Annotated in this window: 19 protein-coding genes and 1 pseudogene; 13 read left to right on the top strand and 7 right to left on the bottom strand. The window is 65.2% G+C overall.

Features of this window, described 5'->3' with window-relative positions:
- Positions 1-118: 118 nt before the first annotated feature.
- Positions 119-1501, top strand: a complete 1383-nt coding sequence (locus tag HD594_RS06955; RefSeq protein ID WP_184750252.1) for a UDP-glucose dehydrogenase family protein — start codon at positions 119-121, stop codon at positions 1499-1501.
- A 5-nt stretch (positions 1502-1506) separates the two neighbouring features.
- A complete protein-coding gene (locus tag HD594_RS06950) occupies positions 1507-2625 on the top strand; it encodes an acyltransferase family protein (protein WP_184750251.1) in 1119 nt (372 codons plus the stop codon).
- Between the two features lie 1780 nt (positions 2626-4405).
- Here the strand turns inward: HD594_RS06950 and HD594_RS06945 are convergent.
- The 6 genes and pseudogenes from HD594_RS06945 to HD594_RS06920 form a co-directional block, all read right to left on the bottom strand.
- A complete protein-coding gene (locus HD594_RS06945) occupies positions 4406-5191 on the bottom strand; it encodes a glycosyltransferase family 4 protein (protein ID WP_184750250.1) in 786 nt (261 codons plus the stop codon).
- Positions 5192-6606: 1415 nt separating this feature from the next.
- The gene (locus tag HD594_RS06940) at positions 6607-7899 is read right to left on the bottom strand and encodes a hypothetical protein (protein WP_184750249.1); all 1293 of its coding nucleotides are present in this window, start codon (positions 7897-7899) and stop codon (positions 6607-6609) included.
- Between the two features lie 348 nt (positions 7900-8247).
- Positions 8248-8925 (bottom strand): annotated as a pseudogene (locus tag HD594_RS06935) (transposase); the annotation flags it as partial.
- Positions 8915-10075 (bottom strand): polysaccharide biosynthesis protein, encoded by a 1161-nt coding sequence (locus HD594_RS06930; RefSeq protein ID WP_184750247.1) that lies wholly within the window; start codon positions 10073-10075, stop codon positions 8915-8917. The gene HD594_RS06930 and the pseudogene HD594_RS06935, both read right to left, overlap by 11 nt.
- Before the next feature lie 298 nt (positions 10076-10373).
- Positions 10374-11297: a hypothetical protein gene (locus HD594_RS06925; RefSeq protein WP_184750246.1), complete on the bottom strand. Its 924-nt coding sequence runs from the start codon at positions 11295-11297 to the stop codon at positions 10374-10376.
- Between the two features lie 30 nt (positions 11298-11327).
- Positions 11328-12407, bottom strand: a complete 1080-nt coding sequence (locus tag HD594_RS06920; protein ID WP_184750245.1) for an acyltransferase family protein — start codon at positions 12405-12407, stop codon at positions 11328-11330.
- Positions 12408-12759: 352 nt separating this feature from the next.
- On the opposite strand from HD594_RS06920, the gene HD594_RS06915 reads away from it, so the two are divergent.
- From HD594_RS06915 to HD594_RS06905, 3 genes are read left to right on the top strand one after another with little or no spacing between them, the layout of a single operon-like run.
- Complete coding sequence (locus HD594_RS06915; protein ID WP_184750244.1) at positions 12760-13647, top strand: glycosyltransferase family 2 protein; 888 nt, start codon at positions 12760-12762, stop codon at positions 13645-13647.
- Positions 13644-14870 (top strand): glycosyltransferase family 4 protein, encoded by a 1227-nt coding sequence (locus HD594_RS06910; RefSeq protein ID WP_184750243.1) that lies wholly within the window; start codon positions 13644-13646, stop codon positions 14868-14870. The genes HD594_RS06915 and HD594_RS06910 overlap by 4 nt, the downstream gene beginning before the upstream one ends.
- Positions 14867-15991 carry a glycosyltransferase gene (locus HD594_RS06905; protein ID WP_184750242.1) on the top strand — a complete coding sequence of 375 codons (1125 nt, stop codon included), beginning with the start codon at positions 14867-14869 and terminating at the stop codon, positions 15989-15991. Before HD594_RS06910 ends, HD594_RS06905 begins: the two co-directional genes overlap by 4 nt.
- Before the next feature lie 18 nt (positions 15992-16009).
- On the opposite strand, the gene HD594_RS06900 is transcribed toward HD594_RS06905, so the two are convergent.
- The gene (locus tag HD594_RS06900) at positions 16010-16579 is read right to left on the bottom strand and encodes an LbetaH domain-containing protein (RefSeq protein ID WP_184750241.1); all 570 of its coding nucleotides are present in this window, start codon (positions 16577-16579) and stop codon (positions 16010-16012) included.
- Between the two features lie 57 nt (positions 16580-16636).
- On the opposite strand from HD594_RS06900, the gene HD594_RS06895 reads away from it, so the two are divergent.
- From HD594_RS06895 to HD594_RS06860, 8 genes are all read left to right on the top strand, one after another.
- On the top strand, positions 16637-17917 hold the full coding sequence (locus HD594_RS06895; RefSeq protein ID WP_184750240.1) for a glycosyltransferase: 1281 nt from the start codon (positions 16637-16639) through the stop codon (positions 17915-17917).
- A gap of 20 nt (positions 17918-17937) precedes the next feature.
- Positions 17938-18972: a GDP-mannose 4,6-dehydratase gene (gene gmd, locus HD594_RS06890; protein ID WP_184750239.1), complete on the top strand. Its 1035-nt coding sequence runs from the start codon at positions 17938-17940 to the stop codon at positions 18970-18972.
- Positions 18969-19949, top strand: a complete 981-nt coding sequence (locus tag HD594_RS06885; RefSeq protein WP_338103844.1) for a GDP-L-fucose synthase family protein — start codon at positions 18969-18971, stop codon at positions 19947-19949. Before gmd ends, HD594_RS06885 begins: the two co-directional genes overlap by 4 nt.
- A 122-nt stretch (positions 19950-20071) precedes the next feature.
- Entirely contained in the window at positions 20072-20779 is a 708-nt protein-coding gene (locus HD594_RS06880) for a nucleotidyltransferase family protein (RefSeq protein ID WP_184750237.1), read from the top strand.
- A 255-nt stretch (positions 20780-21034) separates the two neighbouring features.
- Complete coding sequence (locus tag HD594_RS06875; protein ID WP_184750236.1) at positions 21035-21436, top strand: hypothetical protein; 402 nt, start codon at positions 21035-21037, stop codon at positions 21434-21436.
- A 74-nt stretch (positions 21437-21510) separates the two neighbouring features.
- Positions 21511-22902: a tyrosine-protein kinase domain-containing protein gene (locus HD594_RS06870; protein ID WP_184750235.1), complete on the top strand. Its 1392-nt coding sequence runs from the start codon at positions 21511-21513 to the stop codon at positions 22900-22902.
- Positions 22903-22978: 76 nt separating this feature from the next.
- A complete protein-coding gene (locus HD594_RS06865) occupies positions 22979-24745 on the top strand; it encodes a DUF4012 domain-containing protein (protein WP_184750234.1) in 1767 nt (588 codons plus the stop codon).
- Positions 24746-24829: 84 nt separating this feature from the next.
- Positions 24830-25387, top strand: a complete 558-nt coding sequence (locus HD594_RS06860) for a cell wall protein (RefSeq protein ID WP_184750233.1) — start codon at positions 24830-24832, stop codon at positions 25385-25387.
- Positions 25388-25563: the final 176 nt, after the last annotated feature.

The raw sequence follows: 25563 nt of genomic DNA, 5'->3' as shown, positions 1-25563 counted from the left end.
AACCGATCCTCGGGACGACCCGCCAGCCCCCGGAATCTACCGCTACGCGCATCGCGGGGAGGGGCACCGGAATCGTCCACTCCCTTGCTGCGAGGCGAAGCGTCGCGAGGAGGTTCCTGTGCGTCTGTCTGTGATCGGCTGTGGTTATCTCGGCGCCGTCCACGCGGCGGCGATGGCGTCGATCGGGCACGACGTGGTCGGCATCGACGTCGACGCCCGCAAGATCGAGTCGCTGCAGGCCGGGCGCGCGCCGTTCTTCGAGCCGGGACTGCAGGAGATCCTCGAGGACGGGATCGCGTCGGGCCGGCTGCGGTTCTCGACCGATTTCGCCGATGCCGCCGGCGCCGCCGTGCACTTCGTCGGCGTCGGGACCCCGCAGCAGAAGGACGGCTACGCCGCCGACCTCACCTACGTCAACGCGGCCGTGGACGCGCTGATCCCCCACCTGAACGCGGGCGACATCGTCGCCGGGAAGTCCACCGTCCCGGTGGGCACCGCCGCCGCCCTGGCCGAGAAGGTCGCGCCCACCGGCGCGACGCTGGTGTGGAACCCCGAGTTCCTCCGCGAGGGCTTCGCCGTGCAGGACACCATCGACCCCGACCGGCTCGTCGCCGGCGTCCCGACGGGCCCGGCCGGCGAGCAGGCGACCGGGATCCTGCGCGAGGTGTACCACACCGCGATCGCGAAGGACACGCCGTTCATCGTCACCGACTACGCCACCGCCGAGCTGGTCAAGGTCGCCGCCAACGCGTTCCTGGCCACCAAGATCAGCTTCATCAACGCCATGGCCGAGATCGCCGAGTCCACCGGCGCCGACGTCACCCAGCTCGCCGACGCGATCGGGCACGACGCACGCATCGGCCGCCGCTTCCTCGGCGCCGGCATCGGGTTCGGCGGCGGCTGCCTCCCCAAGGACATCCGGGCGTTCTCCGCCCGCGCCGAAGAGCTCGGCCGCGGCGAGTCCGTCGCGTTCCTGCGCCAGGTCGACGAGATCAACCTGCGCCGCCGCGAACGCGCCGCACAGCTGGTCGTCGACGCGCTCGACGGCTCCGTGCACGGCAAGAACGTCACCGTCCTCGGTGCGGCCTTCAAGCCCCACTCCGACGACATCCGCGACTCCCCCGCCCTCGACGTCGCGGTGCGCCTGCACGGCCTGGGTGCGAACGTCACCGTCACCGACCCCGAGGCGATCGACAACGCCCGCCGCGTGCACCCCCAGCTCACCTACGTGCACGACCGCGACGAAGCCCTCGCCGGCGCCGACGCCGTCATCGTCGTCACCGAATGGGACCACTACCGCCGCGAACTCGACCCCGCCCACGCCGCCACCCTCGTGAACGGCACCATCGTCGTCGACGGCCGCAACTGCCTCGACCCCGCCGCCTGGCGTGCCGCCGGCTGGACCTACCACGGCATGGGACGGCCACGATTGTCAGCTCTGTCAGATGTGAGCCGCGCGATCGCTGGTTCACCTAGCGGTAACAGCGCGACGCTAGCGTGAGGCTTATGGAGGTGACGAGCGACGGCAGTCGGTACGCGTCGCGGCTCGATTCGCTCACTGGGTTGAGGTGGTTCGCAGCTCTCGCTGTTTTCGTTCACCACTCGACCGGGCTCTTCTCGCGCGTGCCCGCCGCACCCCAGGCCCTCGACTTCGTTGTTGGTGAGGGCCGAGTGGGTGTCTCCTTCTTCTTCGCCCTCAGTGGATTTGTGCTCGCATGGGCGTGGCGGCCGGAGTTGTCACATCGGGAGTTCTACCGTCGGCGGGTAGCGCGAATCCTCCCGCTCGGGTGGCTGACAACGGTCCTTGCGATGATGCTCGTCTCTGCAAGAGGAGCCACTGAACTGATTGGCGCTCTTCCAGGAGCGACAATGTCGCTCGCATTCATTCAGGCGTGGGTTCCGGACGAGCGCTTCTACTTCGGCGGCAACCCCGTTGAGTGGTCGTTGTCGGTCGAGGCGTTCATGTATGCGCTCTTCCCGTTTCTGGTTCCACTTGTTCGTCGCCTTACGATCTCGGGTCTCATCGCCCTCGCCACGGTCACCGCCTCCACAGGGATCGTCTACTCGGTCGCCATGCAGTTCACGGCGACGAATCTCGAGTGGACCACGTACATCTTTCCCATTCCGCGGCTCACAGAATTCGTACTTGGCGTATGCGCCGCCGTCGCGGTAAGGCGGGGCGTCCCACGGATTCCGCTGTGGGCGGCGACCCTAGGTGCGATTTCAGCTTGGCAGGGCGCTGCATGGCTCCCGGGCACCATTGGGTGGGGACCTGCCGTCGCAGTCCCGTTCGTCGTGCTGATCGTCGCGGCCGCACAAGCCGATATAGCACAGGAGTCGAGCGTCTTCCGCAACCGCTGGATTGTGCGATTGGGAGAATGGTCATTCGCCTTCTACTTGATCCATCAGATGGTCATCCGCACCCTCGCAGCAACGTTTGGGCTCCAAACGAACTGGTCTGGTGCCATCGCGATGGCGCTGGGTGCCGCAGCCGCCGCCGTGACGCTCTCAGCTGCTCTCTATCACTCCGTGGAGTTGCCGCTCGAGCGATGGATTCGACGCACGAGGCTCCCTCGACTTGATGCGGTACTTGTACGCGGCCGGCGTTCGTCCGGGCGAGGCTAGAGATGGCGCTTGGGACGGAGCGAAGTCGGGCGGCTCACGGGGCACATCTCAACCAGGAGGACAGACACTTGTCTGACCATCCACCACCCGCGAGTTCGGATCGCGTCCATGCAACTGGCAACGCTGGTCGCGACGCCGCAGATCGCACAGCAACAGCCGACCTGAGAAGAGCGGATCCACCAAGACATGATGAAGCACCTCCTAGTGGCACTTGTGGGCGTGGCCCCGGCAAGCCGACCCAAGAACTCGCTACTCCGAAAACTCGGCTGGTCAATCGGGCACGACACCGCGATCGGCCCGGGCATCTATTGGAGGCTCGACAGTGTGTCCGTAGGCGCCTGTGCGCGCATTGGACCATTGAACGTCTTTCGTGACCTCGCAGACCTGGAACTTGGCGAACGAGGCAGAATTGGCCAGTGGAACTGGATATCCGCATCCCGACCGCTTCGCCGAGCCGGAGGCAGTGGGTCGCTAGCTATCGGGGCGGACTCGGCGCTCACTGCGCGCCACTACCTGGATGTGAGCGGTGGTGTTCGCGTCGGGCATCACACGACGGTCGCCGGAGTCAGATCAACCTTCATAACGCATGGAATCGATTGGAAGCGCGCAAGGCAACGTACGCGAGGCATCTCGATCGGAAACTACTGCATTGTGTCGTCAAACGTTGCGCTAGCGCCGGGTACACACGTTTCAGACTGTGTGGTTGTCGGGATGGGAACCACTTTGAGCGGCGAGGTAGGCCCCAGCGGTGCGCTCGTGACGGCGTCGCGTGGTAGTGCTGTCAGGACCGGTCTTGAAGGAGCGTACTTCTCACGTGAAATCGGCTACATCAATAAGGTCGAACATGCCGTCGACTAGCTCTCGCTCGACGTTGCGCGGCCTGGCTACCGATCCCAGGACTCGGGTCGTGGGTGCCGTGCACGCGCGTCTAGTGGCTCCTCTCGCGCGCTTCCGACTCGAGCGAAGGGCGCTAAGGGAGTCTTCCCTGGTGACGGGGTCCGTGCCCGTCGATGTCTCACTGACAAGCCACGGCGACCGATTGCAGCAGGTTCACGTCGCAATAGAGTCGATAGCACAGGGGTCGATGCGACCACGCTCGATCACGCTGTGGCTGGACATTCCAGAGACCTCCTGGGAGCCGACGCCCTGGCTCAAGTCACAGGTCTCCCGAGGGCTCACCGTTCGGTTTACGAGCAACTATGGCCCACATACGAAGTACTACCCCTATTGTCTGGAGCGACCGGACGCCGGCTCGACGTTGGTCACCGCAGACGACGACATTCTGTATCCACGCAATTGGCTCGAGGTCCTATGGAGCGAGTTTCTCCAGTCCGGGGGCGAGACCGTCGTGTGCCATCGTGCGCATCACATTGAGCTAGCGGATGACAACACGATCGCGCCGTACCTTGACTGGACTCGTTGCACCACGACCGCGCCGTCGCCACGAATATTCGCAACCGGCGTCTCTGGAGTCATCTACCCCAAGCGAATGGTTTGTGCGCTTCGAGACGCCGGAACGGCCTTCCTCGATGAGGCCCCCCGCGCAGACGATGTCTGGCTCCACCGAGTCGCCCTTCGAGAGCGCGTACCAGTTCGGCAGGCGACGCGTGCACCTCTCGACTTGACCGCTGTATCGGGAACCCAGGCGATGAGTCTGGGGGCTGCAAATGTCTTCGGGGAGGGAAACGACCTACAGATACGCGCCACATACTCCAGCGCGGACATCGCGCGACTTCAAGCTGGGTAGGACCACGTCTCAGCGGGCCGATCGCTCCACTTGTCATCTGAGCAGCATTGCGTCCGTGATGGCCGCCTCATATGCGCCTATGACGTTCTCAAGAGCATGACGCTGGATGTGGGGGGCGCGAGCATCCCACTCTTCAGGTCGCAACGGTCCGTCCGCGAGAGACTCCTCCAACGCACGCGAGAGGCCACGAACGTCGCCAACCTCGACAATGCGTTCCGTGCCGCCCACGGCCTCGGGTAGCCCTCCGCTGTTGGTCGCGACCACTCGGCATCCTGAGGCCAAGCCCTCGATCGCCACGAGTGGATACACCTCGGGCGGAGAAGCCGATGACGGGATCACGAGCACCTCGTGCGCTCGCATTTCAGACGCAATCTGCGCTGGTCCCATCGCGCCGAGAAAATCGACCCGAACACCGCGGGTCTCTGCCAGCGCCGAGAGGATGCCCTCCTCGGGGCCAGCACCGATGACCGTGAGACGCGTGTCCGGGCGCAATGTGGAGATTGCATCCACGGCGATGTCGAGGCCCTTGGCACCGACGAGCCGCCCGACAAAGAGCAACCCGCTGCGCCGTCGTCCCGGCACTGGGTAGAAGAGGGAATCGTCATACGGATTCGGCATGAATCGTACCGGTACCGGTAGTTGGTCACCCAGCCAGCGAGAGACGACATAGGTGGATCGCCGCGGAAGAGCCGCCGCCTTGATGCGGTCGCGCAACCGCGGTGAGTTGCGACTGGCCGCTCGCAGCGGCGCATGGAGCACGGTGATGCGGGGAGTGCGCACAATCCCAACCACCAGCGGCCAGGCGAGCGCCAGGCTCACGTTCGACTCGACGACCACTGACGCGCTACGTAGGAGCCGCGCAAGCTTCCACCATCCCGGATTGCGTACGACCCCAGGGGCTGGGCCCCCCGGCGTCGCGGTGACAACGGTCACCTCCCACCCACGCGCGGCCAGGCCCTCCGCGAGGATCTGTGTCACTCGTTCGATTCCTCCAATGCTAGGCAGGTATGCATATGACAGAATGACCACTCGGCGTACCCGCCGCCTTGCCTCAGTTGGCATGTGCACCGCCTCTCATCGAACTCGCCCCTTGACACTGCGAGCACGTTCCCCCAGCGGGCCATCCCGTAGGATGCGGTCCAACATATCGACAGTGTTCCGCGGGCTCATGTGCGCCTCGTAGTATTGCGCGCCACGTTCGCCGACTGAAGTCCTCGCGGACCGGTCACCTATCAGCTGAACTACCCGGGATGCGTACTCGGAGGCCCCTGCATTTGCGTCGCTTGCCGCAATCGCGCCAGCACTCCAGGCGGACTGATAGGTGCTGCCCGAACTGGGCCCGATCGTGGTCACGACGGGAACGCCGTTCGCTAGGAACGCAGCCACGCTACTCCGCCGCGGGTCTACGCCCGACCGAGGAAACGGCGCCAGCGCGAGGTCAGCGGAAGCCAACACGCGTCCAACTTCCTCCGGAGCCAAGCCCTCGAGGAACCTCACTCGCTCCGACCCAAGGGGTGCAAGCGCACGTTGAGCCAACGATCGGTGCCTCCCGACGTACACGGCCGCAATGTCCGCTGCCACAGCACCTGACGTCGCCTGCCGAAGCCACTCCGCGCGTTCTGCGTCCAGGCCGCCGAATACAGCAAGCAGGACGTCGCTGGAAGCCAAGCCGAATTCGGACCGATCAACTCCCCTCGGGGCCACCGGTATGTTGCTGAATACCGGCACCACACACCCCCGCGGTGCGAGGCCTCTCGCCCGCCTGGCCCATTCGTCACTGGTGAACACGCAGGAATCGGATAGCGACACAAGCCGTCGAAACTGGGCTCGCTGATACGCCCACATCACGACGCTGCCAAGCGTGCCGGCAGGCGTCGCGTAGCTCTCGTGCGCGAAGAGAACGAACTGCCCCCGATAGCCCCGACGCCGTAGTTCTCTGGGCAACCAAGCGAGCCGCGGGTTGAATCCGCGAGCACCATAAGCGAACTGTTCGAACTGCAGCACGACCGCATCGGGCGCGTCTGCGACGATCACGTCTATCAGCCGTGAGAGCGAGTGGTCACCCTGGCCATGCCATGCAACTCTCGAGCCGATGCCAGAAATCGGGGCCGCGCTCTCGCTGCTAACAAGAGTGACTTGGTGCCCCCGCGCGCCCAGGCCGATGGCGATCACAGCCGAATGATCACCGATTCCGTTGATCCGTGGCGGAGCGACGGGAAAAACGACATGGACTCTCATCTGACCGACCAGGAGCGGGCTGGTGAGCGAGTCCGCCAACGCGTGACACCGTGTGCTATCGGCATCACAGCTGAAGTGTCGGGTGCACTTGTCGGGTGCATCCACCGCGTCGCGAGCAGGATCAGCATGATCGCAAACACCCCCTGAGTCGACGGCTGCTGCGTGACTCCGCCAATCAGTAGCGTTGCTGAGAAGAGGGCGCCCACTGTGACGACGTGGGCTGGGGCCTTTCCTGCGCCAACAAGAATGTATGTGAGCACACCGGCGACGACAACCAAACGAGCCGTTGCCAACAGGAATCCCACGACGCCGAGTTCATACACCCACTTCTGGGACTCAGTCTCGATCACGACTGTGGACCCGAGGGCTAGAAATGCCGCGCTACTGCCCGCGCCGGCACCCGCACCAAACAAGGTGAGTGGTCCTTCCGCGTAGCCGAGGATTCCTCCGAGAATACGAGCATCTGTCTCTTCCGCCTGGGAGGCCAGTTCGACGCGGTCCGAGAACGAATCAATGACGCCAGGGAAGAGCGTTCCGGCGATCCAGATCGTCGCGGCAATCAACGCAGCCATCGCCGCAAGCCCGAGGAGGCTTGAGAACGAGCCTCTTCTGATCAGCATCCAGACGAACGCGGCTACCACGACCATGACCAGAATGACAGCCGTTCGCGCACCGGACAATGCTGTCAACGTGACAGCGGCGACAACGCAGGCGATCGCCACCCATCGGGGGATCACCTTTGACTCGGTACCGGCGAGCCCCAACGCGGCGCCGAGCCCCGCGAGGCCCACCAGCCCAATCGGCGCGCTGAACGTGCCAGACGGCCGCACCACTTCTCCGGGATTCACGAAGTAGGCCGCCTCGCCGCCAATCTCCTGATTGACGACGGAGTCCGGTGCGCTCAGCACCTGAACGATCACCAGAGGCAGATTTGCCATCAACGCAATCGCCACCACCACCGTCACGACAAAGACGGGCCTTCGCGGCGGGAAAGCGAGAAGAAACGCGAGCAGCATCAACGGCGCCAGATACGAGCGAACCCCAGCGGTTGCCGCACCCAACGATAGTGAACCCCCGATCACCTGGAGCGCAGTCATCACCGCCGCTACCAAGGCAAGCGCCCAGAACCAGCCGGTCCGTCTCGCGCGCCAGTGCCCAGCCCAGAGCAGCGATACGAACGTGATCATGAGCACTGCATCGCGGAACACGTACATCACAGTGCCTGTGCCAGGAACCCACTTGCGAACCGCGCCTTCGAAGCACCACAGGCCGACGTAGATGGCCAGCATCCAGGCACTCACGCGACTGGAACCCACCTGCGCCGAGCGGCCCGCGAGTTCGCGGTCTGCACGAGGAGTACTCACCACCACAACCCCACATAGGAAGGACTCCGACCGCGCACGGTTGAAACACCGACTACGACAGACTTCGGAGGAAGTGGGCTGAAGGCACCGTCACCCGTACGTCGACCGTCCGCGCACCGCACACACCCTGCGCACAAACGAGCACTCTTCCCTTCATCGCGCGATCAGCGTTTCTTCCCGGAGAGCGCTCCACCTCGTTGCGCGCGAGTTGCAGGTCTGGCGCCAGAAACAGACTAGCCGGTCATCATCGCGCCGCTGATCGCTGGACCAGACAGTTAACTTGCTCGCAACGAGGCCGGCGAAGAACGTCCTGCACGCGGCTCCCGTCTCGCTAGTCGCGACCCGCATGCCCAGCACGTCGCGATGCCCGTCGTCGTTGACGCAGGTAGCCCTGACGAACCTTGATGACGCGCCCACCCTCACAGAAGTTCATCGTCAGCGCGTCCGCTGCGACAAGCGTGGGTGGGCCCGCGTCGCGCAGGCGCCGGTGCCGGAACTGGTGGACGTGCTCGTCGAGATACGCGGCCATCCGGGACACCTGCGACTTCGACAGCGAGTGGATCCCGAACTGCTTGACGAGCTTGTCCTCGGGTCGCGTGGCGACGCCGGTGAGGCGGCAGTCGGCGGCGACAGTGATCATCGCCGACTCAGCGCGCTTACACCGGTCGAGCAGCCAGTCCGCGAAGTAAGTCCTCGCCCCGAGCGTTCGGACGTGAACGTCGACCATGCAGACGCGGGTGGCCAGGTCGCACTGCCGGTATCCGCTACGCCGCGCGGTCCGACCAGGGCTCGGCATGGACCGTTCGGCGCAGACAACAGCGTCGGCATGCTCGTGCAGCAGTGGGTTAGCCCTGGTCTGCAGCAGGCTGCGCATCAGAACGGCGACGCATCGTGAAGGGCTTCAGCGGGCACACTCGCAGGTCGACAACACGCGCGTCTCCTACGAGCCAGACTCGAGATTCAATACGCCATGCACGAGGCGGACAACCTGGCTAGCGAGGCCCACAAGTGCGAGGCTGGCAGAGAAGGCGATGGCACCCCAGGTAGTCGACAAGTCCAGCGCCGAGAGCCCGACGATTGCCCAGACCACCGCAAATGGAATGTAGGACCAGCTGTAGCGATTCCACCCACGCGCGTAGTTGATCGCCCCGATGCCGCCCCGGCTGAAATTGACGATCACCGTGCCGAGCCCAAGGGCTGCAAGTTCAGGGGTTAGACCAGCGTACTCGGGGCCCAGAATCGACAACAGGAGTGGTCCAGCCAGGATGAGTCCGGTCAAGTAGGCCACAGCGAGCAAGAGGTACACGCTGGACACCTGTCCCAGCGACCGCAGCACGCTTGAACGCGTGGGCGCACTTCGCGCGATCGATGGCGCGACGATATTGCGGACGACATCGTTCACGACGGCGAAGGCGACGGCGAATCTAGTTAGTGCGGCGATCTCCGCGATCGCATCGGTGTTGCCGTTGATTGTAAGGAGGATTGTCACGAGTTGTTCGGCGAGGATCAGCGCGAGCGCGGATGGCAATGCGCTACGACTCGCCGAAATAAAGTCCTCACGTCCCACTGGGTGGGTTCCCGCACCCCAGTCCGCGTGGTGTTTCGCAGTGCGCGAACGCGCAAGGTACAAATACGCAGCGGCAATCGCACCTGCGAATAGGAAGGCGGGCGGCGACGACACCCCGAGCAGAAATAGAGCCGCCACAAGACCCAAGCGGACGATGGCACTCCAAAGGGCCGTACCCTGGAGCGACTTGTATTCGCGAAACACCTGCAGGGCGACGGTTACGAGACTCGTTGAAATCGCCGCAAGCGCGGTCAAGGCAATAGCGAGCACTGACAATGCCAAAATGAGGGGGCTCGCACCATTGGCAAATAGTAGATAGATAGCCAGCACGAGTCCCGGGAGAACTACCGCGGCCGCTAGAATTCGTCGGAACTGCATGGCGGCTCTGAAGTAAGGCGACACGTCCTTCCCAGCCGCCGCCCCTTCGCCAGCCAGGGCGAGCAGCTTGCTGTTGACACCGGCATCCGAGAGCGTGGTGACAAGACCCAGAGCGGAAAGCGCAATTGCGTAGAGTGCGTAGTCCTGCTTGTCCATCGAACGCACGATCATGACACTGGCGAATAGGCCAATTGCCTGGACAGCGAAGCCATTGCTAGTGAATGCGGCGAGCAATCGTAGTCGCCTCACACGACCTCCCTATGCACTCCAAGGAGCGTTCGATCTCGTCGCACCTCAAAGGCTCGTGGCTCCAGGGAGCGGTATGCGGGCAAATTCACTTGGTTCATCTCATGGTGCCCCAGTAGGGCGACACCGCGCCGCTTCTGGCTCCTATCAGGAATCGCGCCGTGGGGCTCGACGGCTCCTGGGCCGGGGTAAGGGTAATGGTGGCGGCCTACGATCGGCGGTAGAATCGTCCGATCGCCGCGGCAGACCTGGCCGCAGTGCGCTGGAGCGCAAGACGCAAACTAGATTCGGCACGAAAGGGTCCCCCCGCAACCTTGAGATACTCCTTCTGCGCGAAGCTCGGCGCGCGACCCGACATTACGGCCCGCTGAATGTATCCGCCGCGCCACGGCTTCGCAGACCCGGTTGCGTGCGCAAGAAGGTTGTTACCCATAACAAAACCCATCCCATCGGGCCCAGTGGTATTGATCTCAACTTTCGTCGTCATGAGGGCATAGTTGAGCCTGTCCTGATCCCACCGTTCGGGCGTCCAGCCCACGCGATCAGCTTCGCGACGGATCTCCTCGGGAGGAATCGCGCAAAGTCGCTTCCACTCATCGAGAAATCCCGCTTCCGTTCGCGTAATACCGACAAATCCCGAATTGTAGTAGCGCGAAAGATCTCGAAGGTCTGCGGCGCCCCAGTGTTGGAATATTTCAATCCATGCCAGGCGATATGGATGTCTCGGCGGCATGTTTGGATTTACATCCTCGAACAACGACACACCACCGCTAGACACCCAATTCGCCAGCAAGCCCCAGCGGTACGTCAGGACGATATCAGGATCCATGTAGACAACCGCGTCCGACGAAGTATCTAGTCTGTGGAGAACATCCAGCATGAGCGCCGGTTTAAGATACGCTGGATGGATTTCAGCGTCTATCTCGGCGAACTGAATTCGAATACCATCAGGACTATCGATTCGAAGGCTCTCGCGGTCATACAGAGGGTGTTCAGCAACCCACCCCGGCAACTCGCCGCGAAAGAAAGCCCAGAACGTTCCAGTGTACCCGAATCGGATCAGGGAATTTAGAAGGGCCGCAAGACCAAAATGGTAGTCCTTCTCGAAGATCGTGAGAATAGAAATCGGCAAGCTACTTCCTCCGGTTGTGAAAATTGGTGCTCATGCCCGAGTAAGTACGAGTTGTTGGCGCTCTTCCGTGCGCTTGTCCATCCTGGCGCGAAGCCGCTGCACGGGACTCTCAACGAAGAACCAACTGGCCGTAGCCATGACCAGCGTCGCGATGATCGACGCGAAACCATCCCAAGCGCCAAGGTGAAGGAAGGCCACCCACGCCACCATCGGCAAGTTCCAGAGATAGGCCGCGTAAGAAACCGAGCCCAACCACTGGAAGGGCAGTAGGAGCTTTGAGGGGAGCTCTTCCCAGTGCAGCAGGAATAGGATCATGACCACGGTCGACAGCGCGACTGCTGGACCCAAGAGCGCGTAACTTAACCACTGGTGCTTTGCCTCAGGCATGAAGGAGAGAGCCATGATCGCGAGCAACGCGAGCGCGGCCAAGAACCTCAGTGATGTCGAACCAGGCTTGAGGAGTGGAGTCGCAGACAGGCGAGCTCTAGCCATTCGCGCCGCTGAGCCAATGATCATCGCGATGGCCCAACTGGTCGGGTATGTGTAGACCAGCGCGTAGTCGGGGGCTGCCCACACGAGAGAAGCGGCAAGAGCGATCAAAATTGCGCCGGCAAGACCAGCCGTGGCCAGATGAGCAACACGTCGCCCCATTCGGAAACTGAAGGCAAGGAGCAGGGGCCATAGGAGATAGAACTGCTCCTCCGTTGCGAGCGTCCAGAGATGATCGAGAACCCAACTCCCATCACCAATGCCCGGGATGTTCATCGTGTATGTGAGCGCAAGCAGTGCGGTATGGGGAACTAGGTCGCGCTGGCCACGTACGTCCAGGATTCCCTCGATGACAACGAAGGCCAGGACGACAACGACGAGCGCTGGAAGCAGCCGAAAAGCGCGATGGAGGTAGAACCTGCCGTACCGTACGCGGCCGAAACGCCCCAAGTCATTCAGCAGCAACCCTGTTATCAGGTAGCCGGAGAGCGCAAAGAAGATCACTACTCCCACAATCCCTGCGCCGCCGAAGATCTCGGGCCACGCATGGCGCAGCATGACGAGAAGGATGGCGAGGCCCCGCAGAAGATCGAGGCCTCGGACCCGTCGAGCGTCAGACATCCAAGTCCTCGACTGAGCAGCGGACCTTTGGTCTCGCTATGGAGCGCCTCCCGATCGTCTCGTGCGCAACCCATCCCGATGTAGCCAAGCCTGGCCGCAGGCACCGCCTGGTCTGGCCAACGCGACCCCACCGCTCACTCACTTCGCCCCCTTCGCGCTGCCAATCCAAGTGCGAAGGTGGCTGCAACGCTTCCACGAGGATACAAATCTCCGCGAGCAGCCGAGACCATGTCGATCAGTGTTTACATCCTCGTAAACGACAGGAACGATACTTGAGACTGCACGTACTGTCAGCAGGAGCCCGCGACCGCGCCAAGCTGATGGCCGTTTCCCGTCGACCGAAGGACAATACATGACTTCGACCCCCGCTCCCAGCACCACCCCCGCAAAGGGCCGTTCCGCGACACTGCCAATCTCAGTCATCGTCTTCACCAAGAACGAAGAAGAGACGATCGGCAACACGCTGTCGCACCTCGGCGTGTTCGACGACATCGCCGTGGTGGATTCGCTAAGCACGGATCGCACGGGCGCGATCGCGCGAGCAGCCGGCGCACGAGTCGTGGACTTCGACTGGAACGGCGAGTACCCGAAGAAGAAGCAGTGGAGTCTGCTGCACGCCGGCACCAAGCACCGCTGGATCCTCCTCCTCGACGCCGATGAGTACCCCTCACCCGAGATGATCGACGAACTCCAAGACCTCCTCCCCGAACTGGAGTCGGGAAGGTACGCCGCGTACGAGATGCACCTGCGCTATCGCTTCGTCGGCAAGTTCCTCGAGCACGGACACCGCGTCACCAAGCGCTCGCTCATCGACAGCCAGCACAGCGCCTTCCCCGAGATCGACGATCTGTACGCCCCCGGCATCCGCGAGATCGAGTTGCACTTCCAACCGCAGGCCGACGGCCCGATCGGCATGATGAAGACGCGCCTCGTCCACGACGACCGCGACCCGGTAGCCAGCTGGTTTACCCGGCACAACTTCTACGCCGACTGGGAAGCCGCCCTGCACATGCACCCCGAGGCGCGACGTGACCTCGCCACCAAGCGCACTGCGAAGGGTGCGTTCTGGGACCGCGTCCCACTCAAGCCGCTCGTGTTCTTCGTGTATTCGTACATCGCGCGCCTCGGCTTCCTCGACGGGCGCGCCGGATTCGACTACGCGTTCGGGCTGTCCTCGTACTACTGGCAGATCGGGGTCAAGGTTCGCGAACTCAAGCGGATGGCCGCGGACGCGGCGTGACCGCCCGCGTCGTCATCGGGCACCCGGTCCTCAACGACAACGTTCGGCACACCGCTCTCGCGCTCGCAGAAGCGGGAATACTCGATCGCTTCCACACTGGGCTCGACACCACGAGAGCGCAGAACCTCAGGCTCGGCCCGCTGAGTTCGGAGCTCCGCCGGCGCACGCTACCCGAATCGGTACACCGCAGAACGCGCGCCCATCCATTCGGCGAAGTCGCTCGGCTCGCCGCATTGCGGCTTCCGCGCAAGATCAACCCGTTCGATCCCCACCTTGGCCCCCTATCGATCCAGGCACGTTCGCAGGCGATCGATCGCGTGCTTGCGCGGGAGGTTCGGCGGCCCGAGATCACGACAGTGTACGCGTACGAGGACTCCGCGGCCGACGCGTTCGCTGCCGCACGCAGCCAGGGCGTGCGCACCCTCTACGACCTGCCAATCGGCTACTGGCGAACGGGGCGAGCCATCTTCGCCGAGGAAGCAGAGCGCAGGCCGGAGTGGCGGGGCACCCTCACCGGACTTCGTGACCCGGAGTGGAAGCTCGAACGCAAGGACCGCGAGCTCGCCGGCGCGGATGAGCTGATCGTCGCGAGCTCATTCACCGCGCGAACGCTTGCGGACTATCCCGGGCAGGTCGGTTCGGTGTCGGTCATTCCGTACGGCACTCCCGCGCGCGCCCAAGAGGAGCTGGTCGCAGGCGAGGGCGCCATCCGCGTCCTGTTCGTCGGCGGCCTCAGCCAGCGCAAGGGAATCGCCGACCTCTTCGACGCGATCCCGCTCGTCGACGCCTCGGTGGAACTCACCGTCGTCGGTCGTCGCGTGGGCGAGTGCGCGCCGCGGGATCGAATGCTCGATCGGGTGACCTGGCACGAGAGCCTGCCGCACGCCAGGATCCTTGAGCTCATCGCGGCACACGATGTGCTCGTGCTCCCCTCCCTGTTCGAGGGCTTCGGCCTTGTGCTGACCGAGGCGTTGAGCCAAGGTACGCCGATCATTGCGACCGACCACACCGCAGCGCCCGACCTGCTGGCCGGCGTCGAGGACGCTGGGTGGATCGTTCCGATCCGCAGCCCCGAGGCGATCGGGGCGCGGATCACGGACCTCAACGATCCAGCGTTTCGCGCGCACTCGCGCGAGCAGGCGTTGTCCGCCGCTGCCCTTCGCTCATGGGAGGCCTACCGCCGACAGATTGTCGCGGTCGTGGAGGGTGGTGACGAAGGATGAGCGACTCTCCCACGCAAGCTCCCGACCGCCTCGTCGGCGTTCAGTTCGTCAACACGCTCGCGCGCGCCGACGGTGGGCCGGCCCGCAACAGCCTCGAAGTGAACCTCGCGCTCAATGCACTCTCCGGCGTCGCGATCCGCATGTTCTGGTTCTCAGGCAACGCCGATGACTCGGTGCTCCGAGGTGAGGCACGGGCCGCGCCGCTCGTGGCGAGCGTCGTCGGTCGTCGCTGGCAAGCGCTACGCGCCATCCGCCACGCGGATGTGGCGATCATGCACGGCTTCTACCTCTGGTGGGTCCCCCTCGTCGCGCTGGCATGCGCGGTCTCCGGGGTCCCATACGTGATCATGCCCCACGGTGTCTTCACCGCGTTCCAGCGGACGCACTCGCAGGGTCGCAAGCGGATTTTCGACACGCTCGGCGGGCGAAGCATCCTCCGCCGGGCCGCCGCGGTCGTCGTGGCCTCTCCATCGGAGCGCGACGAACTGCTCGAGTTCGCACCGGATACGCGTACCGCGATCACCGGTGTGGGGACAGGCGTGGTCGCCCACCCCGCGGTCGGCCCCGCCCACACGCCGGCGACCCTCGTCTCGATGTCACGCATCGCTCCGAAGAAGCGGATCGATGTGGTGATCGAGACCATCGCCGAGCTTCGTCGGCGAAACGTTGCCGCCCGCCTCAGCATCGCGGGCACGGGCGACGAAACGCTCGTCGCCAACCTGCACGCACTCGCGAAACAGTTGGGCGTCGAGGATTCGGTCGACTTCGTCGGCGAGATCGCCGGTGAGCGAAAGCGCGACCTCCTCACCGGGTCGGATGTCTTCCTCGCACCCAGCGAGGACGAGAACTTCGGCATCGCCGTCGCTGAGGCGCTCGCCCATGGACTGCCCGTCGTCGCGACAGAGCGCGTCAGTTCGGCCGCGATCGCGGACGGGGAAGCGGGCGTAGTGATCCCGTCACCGTCCGCCGAGCGCGCCGCCGATGCGGTCATCGCCCTCCTCGAGCACGACGACTTCGCTTCTCTTCGAGCACGGGCCACCCAACTCGCGACACAGCATTACGCCTGGAGTGCGGTCGGTCGGCAGTGGGAGGCGGCGCTCCGGAGGGCCGCGGGTCGCTGAGTCGACGACCGCCCTTGGCTACGAGGTCGACCGCGCGAAGCGCTCCCCTACGAAGGCGAGAGGGTTGCCGCCCCACACTTCGCCGGCGGGGACCGACCGACCGTCGATGAGGCTGAGCGGCCGAATCAGAGCCGAGCGGCCGATCCGCGTCCCCCCGACCACCACGCATCGCGAGGTCACCCACGCCCCCGCCTCGATGTGGATGGGCCGGGTGACGAGCGCCATGTCGCGGCGATGGGCATGGCTCCCGGTGGTCAGGAACGTCTCCTGCGAGATCACCACATCGTTGGCCACCCAGATGTGGTCCTGGTTGTGGAACCACACTCCCTCCCCGATCCAGGAGCGGTCGCCGATGTGGAGCTTCCACGGGAACTTCACGCGCGTGCGTGGCCGGAAGACGACGCCATCGCCGATCTCCGCGCCGAAGGCGCGCAGCACACGAATCCGCAGCGACGAGCTGATCTGCCACGCGTTGGTGACGAAGAGCAGTTCGCACACAGCCCACAGGTACACGACCCACCCAGGTCGGTCCCACGCGGCGCGCTCGCCGGGCGCCTTCGACAGATCGATCACCGGGATCTCCGACACCGTGCGATTCCCTCTCTCGTAACCAAATTGAAACGCTGAGTCTCTAGTCTCATCCGCATGACCGCACCTCGCGTGTTGGTCTTGGGGGTTAACTTTCCGCCTGAGACGACCGGCATCTCTCCGTACACCGGCGCCATGGCCAGAGGCTTGGTGCGCCGTGGCTTCCTGACGCGTGTGCTGACCGCGCACCCTCATTATCCAGAGTGGAGGGTGCGGCCAGGTTACGGGCAGTGGTCGCAAGATGACGAGCACCACGGCGTCGAGGTCACGCGACTGCTCCACTACGTACCGTCCCGGCCGCATGGCATGCGCCGGCTCGTGTCGGAGATGAGCTTCGGCGCGCGCGTGCGCGCGACTCGGTGGAGGGACGCCGATGTGATCGTCGCGGTCTCGCCGGCGCTGATCGCATCGCTGCTCGCGGTCTTACGCGCACGCATCACGCACCCAGGGACGCCGTTCGTGGTCTGGGTGCAGGACCTGTACACGCTGGGACTCGCCGAGACCGGGCAGGGGCGCCGAGGCGTCGTGCAGATCATGTCGGCGATCGAAGGCACGCTGCTGCGCATGGCCGACCGCGTCGTCGTCATCCACGGCCGATTCGCCGACCGCATCGCGGAGGACTTCGGCGTGCCACGGGAGCGGATCGAGGTCATCCGCAACTGGAGCCACCTCGCTCCCGCACCCGACATCGACATCGAGGCGGCGCGCTCGCGTTTCGGGTGGAGCGACCGCGAAACCGTGGTGCTGCACGCGGGCAACATGGGGCTCAAGCAGGGACTGCACAACGTGGTCGAAGCCGCGCGTGAAGCGCATCGAACTGGCGCGCCGATCCGGTTCGTGCTCCTGGGCGCCGGGTCGGAGCTCGCAAAGCTCAAGGCCGCGGGCGCCGACCTGCCGACACTCCAGTTCATGGAACCGCTCGACGACGACGGCTTCGCCGCGGCCCTCGCGGGTGCCGACATCCTGCTCGTGAACGAACTCCAGGGCGTCGCCGAGATGGCCGTGCCCAGCAAGCTGACGTCATACTTCGCGGCCGGGCGCCCCGTCGTGGCCGCCACCAACGTGGATGGGATCACCGCCGACGAAGTGCGCACAGCCGAGGCCGGGGTTGTCGTTCCGGCTGGAGCACCCGCCGAGCTGGTCGAGGCAATCATCGGTGTCGCGTCGGATCCGGAGGCAGCCCGCCGCATGGGTGAGAACGGGCGCCGCTATCGCCACACCGTGCTGGGCGAGGAGGCCGCTGTAGACAGCTTTTCGGCGATGCTCGACCGACTCATCGGACGAGACCCCGAGACGATCGATATCGTGCCAGACTCACTGACTGTCGACGCACAGTAAGGCTAGATACGGAGCACCACTTGGCGAAGCGCGCACTCATCACCGGAATCACGGGCCAGGACGGGTCCTATCTCGCCGAACTCCTGCTCTCGAAGGGCTACGAGGTGCACGGGCTGATCCGTCGCGCATCTACCTTCAACACGTCGCGCATCGACCACCTCTACGTCGACCCGCACGAAGAGGGAGCACGCCTCTTCCTGCACTACGGCGACCTCAGCGACGGCGCACGACTCGTCACGCTGCTCGCCCAGATCAACCCCGACGAGGTCTACAACCTGGCCGCGCAGTCGCACGTGCGCGTCTCGTTCGATGAGCCCGAGCACACCGCCGACACCACCGGAACCGGCACGATCCGCATGCTCGAGGCCGTGCGCCTCTCGGGCATCGAGACCCGGTTCTACCAGGCGTCGTCGTCGGAGCTGTACGGTGCCACTCCCCCGCCGCAGAACGAAGAGACGCCGTTCTACCCGCGCTCGCCCTACGCTGCGGCGAAGCTCTACAGCTACTGGATCACCAAGAACTACCGCGAGGCCTACGACATGTTCGCGGTGAACGGCATCCTGTTCAACCACGAGTCGCCGCGCCGCGGCGAAACGTTCGTGACTCGCAAGATCACGCGCGCGGTCGCCCGCATCCAGGCCGGCGTGCAGAAAGACCTCTATCTCGGCAACCTCGAGTCGATCCGCGACTGGGGCTACGCAGCCGAGTACGTCGAGGGCATGTGGCGGATGCTGCAGGTCGACACTCCCGAGGACTTCGTACTCGCCACCGGCGTCGGCTACACGATCAAGGACTTCCTCGAGGCATCCTTCGGGCACGTCGGCCTCGACTGGAAGGAGTACGTCAAGTTCGACGAGCGCTACCTGCGCCCAACCGAGGTCGACGCGCTCATCGGCGACCCGAGCAAGGCCCAGGACAAGCTCGGATGGACCCCGTCGGTGGACGGCCTGCAGCTGGCGAAGCTGATGGTCGATGCCGATGTCGAGGCGCTCGAGCACGAGGGCCGCGCATGGATCGACACGGTCAAGCTCGCGAGTTGGGGCAAGGCGGCGTGACAGCTTCGGACGGCCTCGAGTACACGCCGGGCGAACTCGACCGAGACGCGACGTTCTATGTCGCCGGGCACCGAGGACTTGTCGGATCGGCGATCGTGCGCAAGCTCAAGGCCTCGGGCTTCGAGAACGTGGTCGGCAAGACCTCGGCCGAACTCGACCTCAAGGACCGCTATGCCGTGTTCGCGTACATGGCCGAGGTCAAGCCTCGGTACATCGTGCTCGCCGCCGCCAAGGTCGGTGGCATCCTCGCCAACAGCACGTACCCGGTCGACTTCCTCAGCGACAACATGCGGATCCAGACGAACGTGCTGGACGCCGCGCTCGCGAACGACGTCGAACGCGTCGCGTTCCTCGGTTCGTCGTGCATCTACCCGAAGTTCGCCGAGCAGCCGATCCGCGAGGACTCGCTGCTCACTGGACATCTCGAGCCGACGAACGACGCGTACGCGATCGCGAAGATCGCCGGCATCCTGCACACGCAGGCCGTGCGACGCCAGTACGGTCTGCCGTGGATCTCGGCGATGCCGACGAACCTGTACGGACCCAACGACAACTTCTCGCCGAAGGGTTCGCACGTTCTGCCGGCGCTCATCCGCCGGTACGACGAGGCGGCAGCATGCGGAGCGCCCTCGGTCACGAACTGGGGCACAGGGACGCCGCGACGCGAGTTCCTCCACTCCGACGACATGGCCGACGCGGTGATGCATCTCATGGAGCACTACGACGGGCCCGAACAGGTCAACGTGGGAACCGGCACGGATGTGACGATCCGCGAGATCGCCGAGACGATCGCGGACGTCGTCGGGTACACCGGCGAGACCGAGTGGGACGCCTCGAAGCCGGACGGGACGCCGCAGAAGCTGCTCGACGTGTCGAAGCTCGCCGAGGCGGGCTGGACTGCGAAGATCTCGCTCGCCGAAGGCCTCGAGCGGACCGTGGCCTGGTACCGGGAGCATGTCGGAGCTCTTCGCGAGTGACGCGGGAGCCCGCCAACGCCCTTCACGGGACACGCGCCGGATCGCGAGACTGCGACCCGGCGCGTCTATCGCCGAGCCCGCTACTTCCTTTGCGCGACGCGGCAGACCTGGCGTCAGCTCTGGTGCAGACTCTGGCCAGCAACCACGCGATTCGCGCACTGATCATCAAAGGCCCTACGCTGCACCATCATGGTCTTCGCGCACCTCGCGAGTCGACCGACGTCGACGTGCTCGTCGAACCCCCTAGAGTCGAGCAGCTTGCACATGCTCTGTTGCAGGTCGGGTGGACGCCGCGGCGAAGCCGCCATCCTCGACAGGCCGACGCTCCACACTCCCTGACATTCGTTCACCCTCAGTGGCCCTGCGATATCGATCTTCATGCATTCTTCCCCGGGATTCTTGCCACGCCCACGGAAGCTTTCGAGCTGCTTTGGCAGAGCCACGAGCAGCTGGCCATCGCAAACGTGGCGTGCGATATTCCGGACGCGACAGCCAGCAGCGTCATCCTGATCGCGAACCGCGAACGCACCCGTTCAACCACTGCCGACATCCCGAGCCGCCCAGAATCGAGTGGCATGAGTTCTGGGGTCCGCGATCTTGCCGACGCGCTCGGCGCGGTATTGGTCACGCGCGCGCTGGGGCATGAGCGGCGGATGACAGTAGACGAGCTCCTCGCTGCCGGGTCAGGAAATCATGGCCAAAGGCTCGCCGCGGCCGCGCTCGCGGAGGCTCCATGGCCGGTCAAGCTCCGGATCGTGAGGTCGTTGTCGACACCCCAGGCAATGCGCCGATGGGTCCGCGGGGTTTCGCACCGTCGCCGGCAACGTTAAGCGCAAGTAACGTCTTGAGAGCACGAACCGGCGTGAGACTCCCCGTCTGATAGCGTTTGAACGCGACGCTGCCCTGGCTAGTCCTCGGCGGCGTCATCGATGCCACCACGTCTTGGGCTGCCGAGAGGCGTATTCATCTATCAGGGGGAACAGATGACCAGCGAAGCCTCGACCGCTCAACGAACCGCCGCGTCCGATGGCTCCCGGCTAACGCGTCGCCAGCTCGTGAAAGCGGGGGTATGGACGGCACCGGCCGTGGCCGCCGCGATCGCCACTCCGGGCGCTACCGCTTCGCCAGCCGTCTTCACTATCTCTTCGGTGGTGGTTGACTTCAACACTCCGGGGAACGCGATCACCGTTCTCAGCGGCACCATCACCAACTCCGGGCCTGAGGTAGTCAATCAGACCGTCAGGCTCGAGATCACCAAGACCGAGGGCGGAGTAACAACGGTGGTGCTGCCGGTCGAACCCAACGTCTACGAGACGACCGTTTCCCTCAACGGGTACGGCGACACCGATTTCGAGTTCGGAACGCCCCCGCTCCCGATTGACATCAAGCCTCTCAAGACGTCAGGCGGCGGTACGACGACCTACACGCTCCGGGTGACGTACGTCCAAGGGGCTGTTGCGAACGTGACTCAGTCGTTCAGCTACTAGCCGCCATTCCAGAGCCACACCCAACAGACCGGGGGTAGGGCGCCCTAAGCCACCACATCAGGGAGACCACACCGATGGACCTGCGTGACTTCCTCCGCGTTATCCGAGTCCACTGGCTCGTCATCATCCTTCTGACGTTGACGGGAGCGCTCGCCGCGTGGGGTTACAGCGTGATGCAGCCCAAGGTCTACACCGCCACGACGAGCGGCTACGTCCAGGCCGCGCACACGGGCGGAGATGCCGGATCTCGGCTCGTGAGCAACCAGCTCGCCGAAACGGTCGCGCAGTCGTACCTGGACATCGGAAACTGGCGCTCGGTGGCGGAGTACGTGATCGACGACCTCGACCTCGACGTCGCGCCGGAATCGATCGTCGGCCAGGTCACGGTGTCGAGCGCCGGGACCGTCGTCATCCACGTCTCGGCCCAGGCGAACACTCCGATCGGCGCTCGAGACCTCGCGGAGTCGTGGATCCGCGGAATGGTCCAGCAGGTCGATGAGCTCGAGGGCAGCAACGCCGCCGCGGTCAGACTGATCCCGGGCGACTCCGCTCGACTCCCGGGAGCGCCGTCATCGCCCAACACCAAGCTCAACATCGTGCTCGGCGGGCTCATCGGTCTCGCCCTGGGCCTCGCGTACGCGATCATTCGCCACATCCTCGATCAGCGCGTGCGCGACCCGCGTGAGGTGGAGCGCGAGACCGGCGTCTCGGTGATCGGCACCCTGCCCGACTCGAAAGACCTCTCCACCGAGCGACGCGTGCTCACGTTCACCGGGCGAGGCGACTCGGCGTCGGCCGTGGCCGAGGCGACCCGCGAACTGCGCACCAACCTGCGGTTCGTCGACATCGACAACCCGCCACGCTCGATCGTCGTCACCAGCCCGGTTCCCGGCGACGGCAAGTCGACCGTCGCGGCGAACCTCGCGACCAGCCTGGCGGCCGCCGGCGAGCACGTCGTGCTCGTCGACGCCGACCTGCGCCGTCCCATGATCGCGAACATGTTCAACCTGCCCGAGGGTGCCGGACTCACCGACCTGCTCACCGATCGCGCCGAGCTCGCCGACGTCGCCCACGTCGTGGGCGACACCGGCAACCTGGTCGTCATCGCCGCGGGGCGCGTGCCGCCGAACCCCAGCGAAGTGCTCGGGTCGCACCGCATGAAGGACCTGATCGCCGACCTCTCGAAGCACGCGATCGTGATCATCGATACCCCGCCGCTGCTGCCCGTCACCGACGCCGCCGTGCTCAGCACCGCGACAGACGGTGCGGTCGTGGTGCTGTCCACCGGCAAGACGACGTACGACATGCTGCTGAAGGCGTTCGAGAACCTCGACAAGGCCCGCGCACGTCCGCTCGGCGTCGTCATGAACAAGGTTCCGCGCCGCGGTGCCGGGGCGGCGTACTACGGCTACCAGTACCAGGGCGACTACGGCCCGCGGGCGCAGGCGAAGGCGACAACGCGCTGAGCGGTGGCGGCGACCGCCGAGGGCGGCACCGGTGACCTCGCCGACCCTCCCGCGCCCCCTCCGGGTCGCAGGTACCGTGACGCTGTGGGTCGTCGCCGGCGCGCTGATCGCCACGATCTGCGCACTCGCCTGGGTCGCTGTGCGGGGAGCCATCGCGGCAGACCTCCTGCGGAGCGCCCGCGGCCAGGCGCTCGAGGTTGTCGCCAACGTCGACGACCCTGCGGCTGTGTCGGAGCTGATCACGGGGCTCGCCGCTGACACCGGCACAGCACACGCGCTCACGAGCGATGTGACCTGGCAGGCGGTCGAGCAGCTGCCGTGGATCGGGCCCCAACTGCACGCGATATCGACCATCGCCGCCTCGGCCGACGCCGTCGCGGTCGATGCCCTGACGCCACTCGCCGAAGTCGCCTCGACGCTCCCAGCCGACGCCTTCCGGCCGATCGATGGCCGAATCAGCCTCGACGGCTTCGTCGCCGTGCAGAATGCCGCAGCCCGTGCCGCCGACTCCATAGGCGGCGCGGCAGAAGCCATAGAATTCGCCAACTCCCCCGCGCTGATCGGCCCTCTCGCAGACGTGGTCGATCAGGTGTCGGACCTGTTCACAGAGACCGCGCACGCCACCGATGCGCTCGCTCGGGCATCCGTCCTCATCCCCGCCATGCTCGGGCAGGACGAGCCACGCGACTACCTGGTGATCTTCCAGAACAACGCCGAATGGCGCTCGCTCGGCGGGATCGCCGGCGCACTCGCCGTCGTGCACACCGACGACGGCGGCCTAATCCTGACCGAACAGGACTACGCGGCCAATATCGGTTCCTTCGTGCCGCCGGTCCTCGACCTCGACCCGGAACTGACCGCTGTCTACGGCGTGCGACCGGCGACGTGGATGCACAACGTGACACAGGTGCCCGACTTCGAGGTATCGGGCCAGCTCGCGCAGGCGATGTGGGCCGACCGGCACGCCACGCAGGTCGACGGGGTCATCGCGCTGGACCCCGTCGCCCTGTCATACATCCTCGAGGCGACGGGTCCTGTCGAGCTTCCGACCGGCGACACGCTCACCGCCGGCAACGCGGTCGAGCTGCTGCTGAACGAGGTGTACGTGCGGTACCCCGACCCGGAGCAGCAGAACCAGTTCTTCTCCGACACGACGTCGGCGATCTTCCAGGCGCTGACACAGCGCGGATTCAACGCGGGCACGCTTCTCGCGGGTCTCGCCCGCGCGGGCGACGAGTACCGCGTGATGCTGTGGAGCGCGCACGACGAGGATCAGGCCGTGCTCGCCGATACGACGCTCGCCGGCGCGCCGCTCGAGACCACGCGACGCACGACGCCGTTCGGGGTATACCTCAACGACGGAACCGGCTCGAAGATGGACTACTACCAGTCCGTCGAGACGACCGCGCTGTGGGAGGCCTGCACCCTGGATGCCGCCGGCGCGGCATCGGGAACCGCCGTCCTCGAGGTCACGATCGCGAACGAGGCACCCGCATCGGGACTGGCCGAGTACATCACCGGCGGCGGAGCGTACGGCGTCGAACCGGGGTCGGCCTCGACCGTCGGGTACCTCTATCTGCCCGAAGGGTTCGAACTCGCCGACGCCACACTCACGACCGGCGATGGGTTCGGGGGCGGGTTCATCGACGGCCGCCAGGTGCTGAGCTTCGAGATCCTGCTCGCCCCCGGAGAGTCCGCGACCGCACGGGTTGCCGTGCGCACGACCGAGCCCAGCGGGGCACAACTGGCGGTGCGGCAGACGCCGACAGTTAATCGAGATGTAACGCCCGAAACTGGGAGTTGCCTGTTGGGACCCCTAGACTCAAATCAGGGGGCGCCGTAGCTCGGGATTCCGAACTCGGCGTTTATGCTGTCTGCCCTGTTTTCCCAGAGGCGCCTGTGGGCCAGCACGAAAGAGTTGAAGAGCATGAAGCACAAGATCCGCAACGCAGCCGCGATCGCCGCACTCGTCGCCGTCTCGACGCTCGGTCTCGGCTCGGCCGCCCAGGCGGCGACGATCTACCCGCCCTCGGGGGCCTGCACCGTCGCGTCGAACGTCGCGTCTCCCAACTCGCGTGTCGCGATGGAGTGCGCAGACGGCACCTTCTCGCCGAACGAGCGGGTCACGATCACCGTCCGAGGAGCGTCCTCGGTCTCGATCGGATTCTTCAAGTTCGCCACGACGTCGACCGGCACCGCACAGTCGTCCTCGACCGGGTCGCTCTCGACCGGCATCACGTTCCCGACCGATGCGTCGGGCGTCTACGAGATCTCCGCGACGTCTGAGACGTCGACCGGCGGCAGCGCGACGATCACGGTCGCGACCGACTCGGAGGCCGATGGCGGAGGATCGCTCCCCGTCACCGGTATGGAGAGCGGCGAGCTGCTCGGCCTGTGGGTCGGCGGCGGGGCGCTCGTCCTCGCCGGCGGCGCGATCGCGGTCGCGGCATCCGTCCGCCGCAACCGCGCGAAGGTCGACGCCTAACCAACGCTTCCCGCAGCAGACTTCAGGATCCCTCGGCCGCCTTCGGCGGCCGGGGGATCCTTCGTTTTGGCTCAGGACCACAAGCAGGTTTCGCACGCGCGCTTGACGGCCCTGCTGGTGGCCCGACACGATGTGTGCATCGCGCCGATGGGGGTCGGTGCACGGGCGAGCGGGGG

The organism is Microbacterium thalassium, from assembly GCF_014208045.1.
GTDB lineage: Bacteria > Actinomycetota > Actinomycetes > Actinomycetales > Microbacteriaceae > Microbacterium > Microbacterium thalassium.
Note: the sequence above shows the minus strand (reverse complement) of the source record. Positions and strands in the feature narration are given on the sequence as shown.

Coding starts and splice junctions, on each gene's coding strand:
- HD594_RS06920 (WP_184750245.1), bottom strand. CDS start 12,407: ATGTCTGACGCTCGACGGGTCCGAGGCCTCGATCTTCTGCGGGGCCTC.
- HD594_RS06895 (WP_184750240.1), top strand. CDS start 16,637: ATGACCGCACCTCGCGTGTTGGTCTTGGGGGTTAACTTTCCGCCTGAG.
- HD594_RS06870 (WP_184750235.1), top strand. CDS start 21,511: ATGGACCTGCGTGACTTCCTCCGCGTTATCCGAGTCCACTGGCTCGTC.
- HD594_RS06860 (WP_184750233.1), top strand. CDS start 24,830: ATGAAGCACAAGATCCGCAACGCAGCCGCGATCGCCGCACTCGTCGCC.
- HD594_RS06915 (WP_184750244.1), top strand. CDS start 12,760: ATGACTTCGACCCCCGCTCCCAGCACCACCCCCGCAAAGGGCCGTTCC.
- HD594_RS06950 (WP_184750251.1), top strand. CDS start 1,507: ATGGAGGTGACGAGCGACGGCAGTCGGTACGCGTCGCGGCTCGATTCG.
- HD594_RS06940 (WP_184750249.1), bottom strand. CDS start 7,899: ATGCTGGCCATCTACGTCGGCCTGTGGTGCTTCGAAGGCGCGGTTCGC.
- HD594_RS06905 (WP_184750242.1), top strand. CDS start 14,867: ATGAGCGACTCTCCCACGCAAGCTCCCGACCGCCTCGTCGGCGTTCAG.
- HD594_RS06930 (WP_184750247.1), bottom strand. CDS start 10,075: ATGGACAAGCAGGACTACGCACTCTACGCAATTGCGCTTTCCGCTCTG.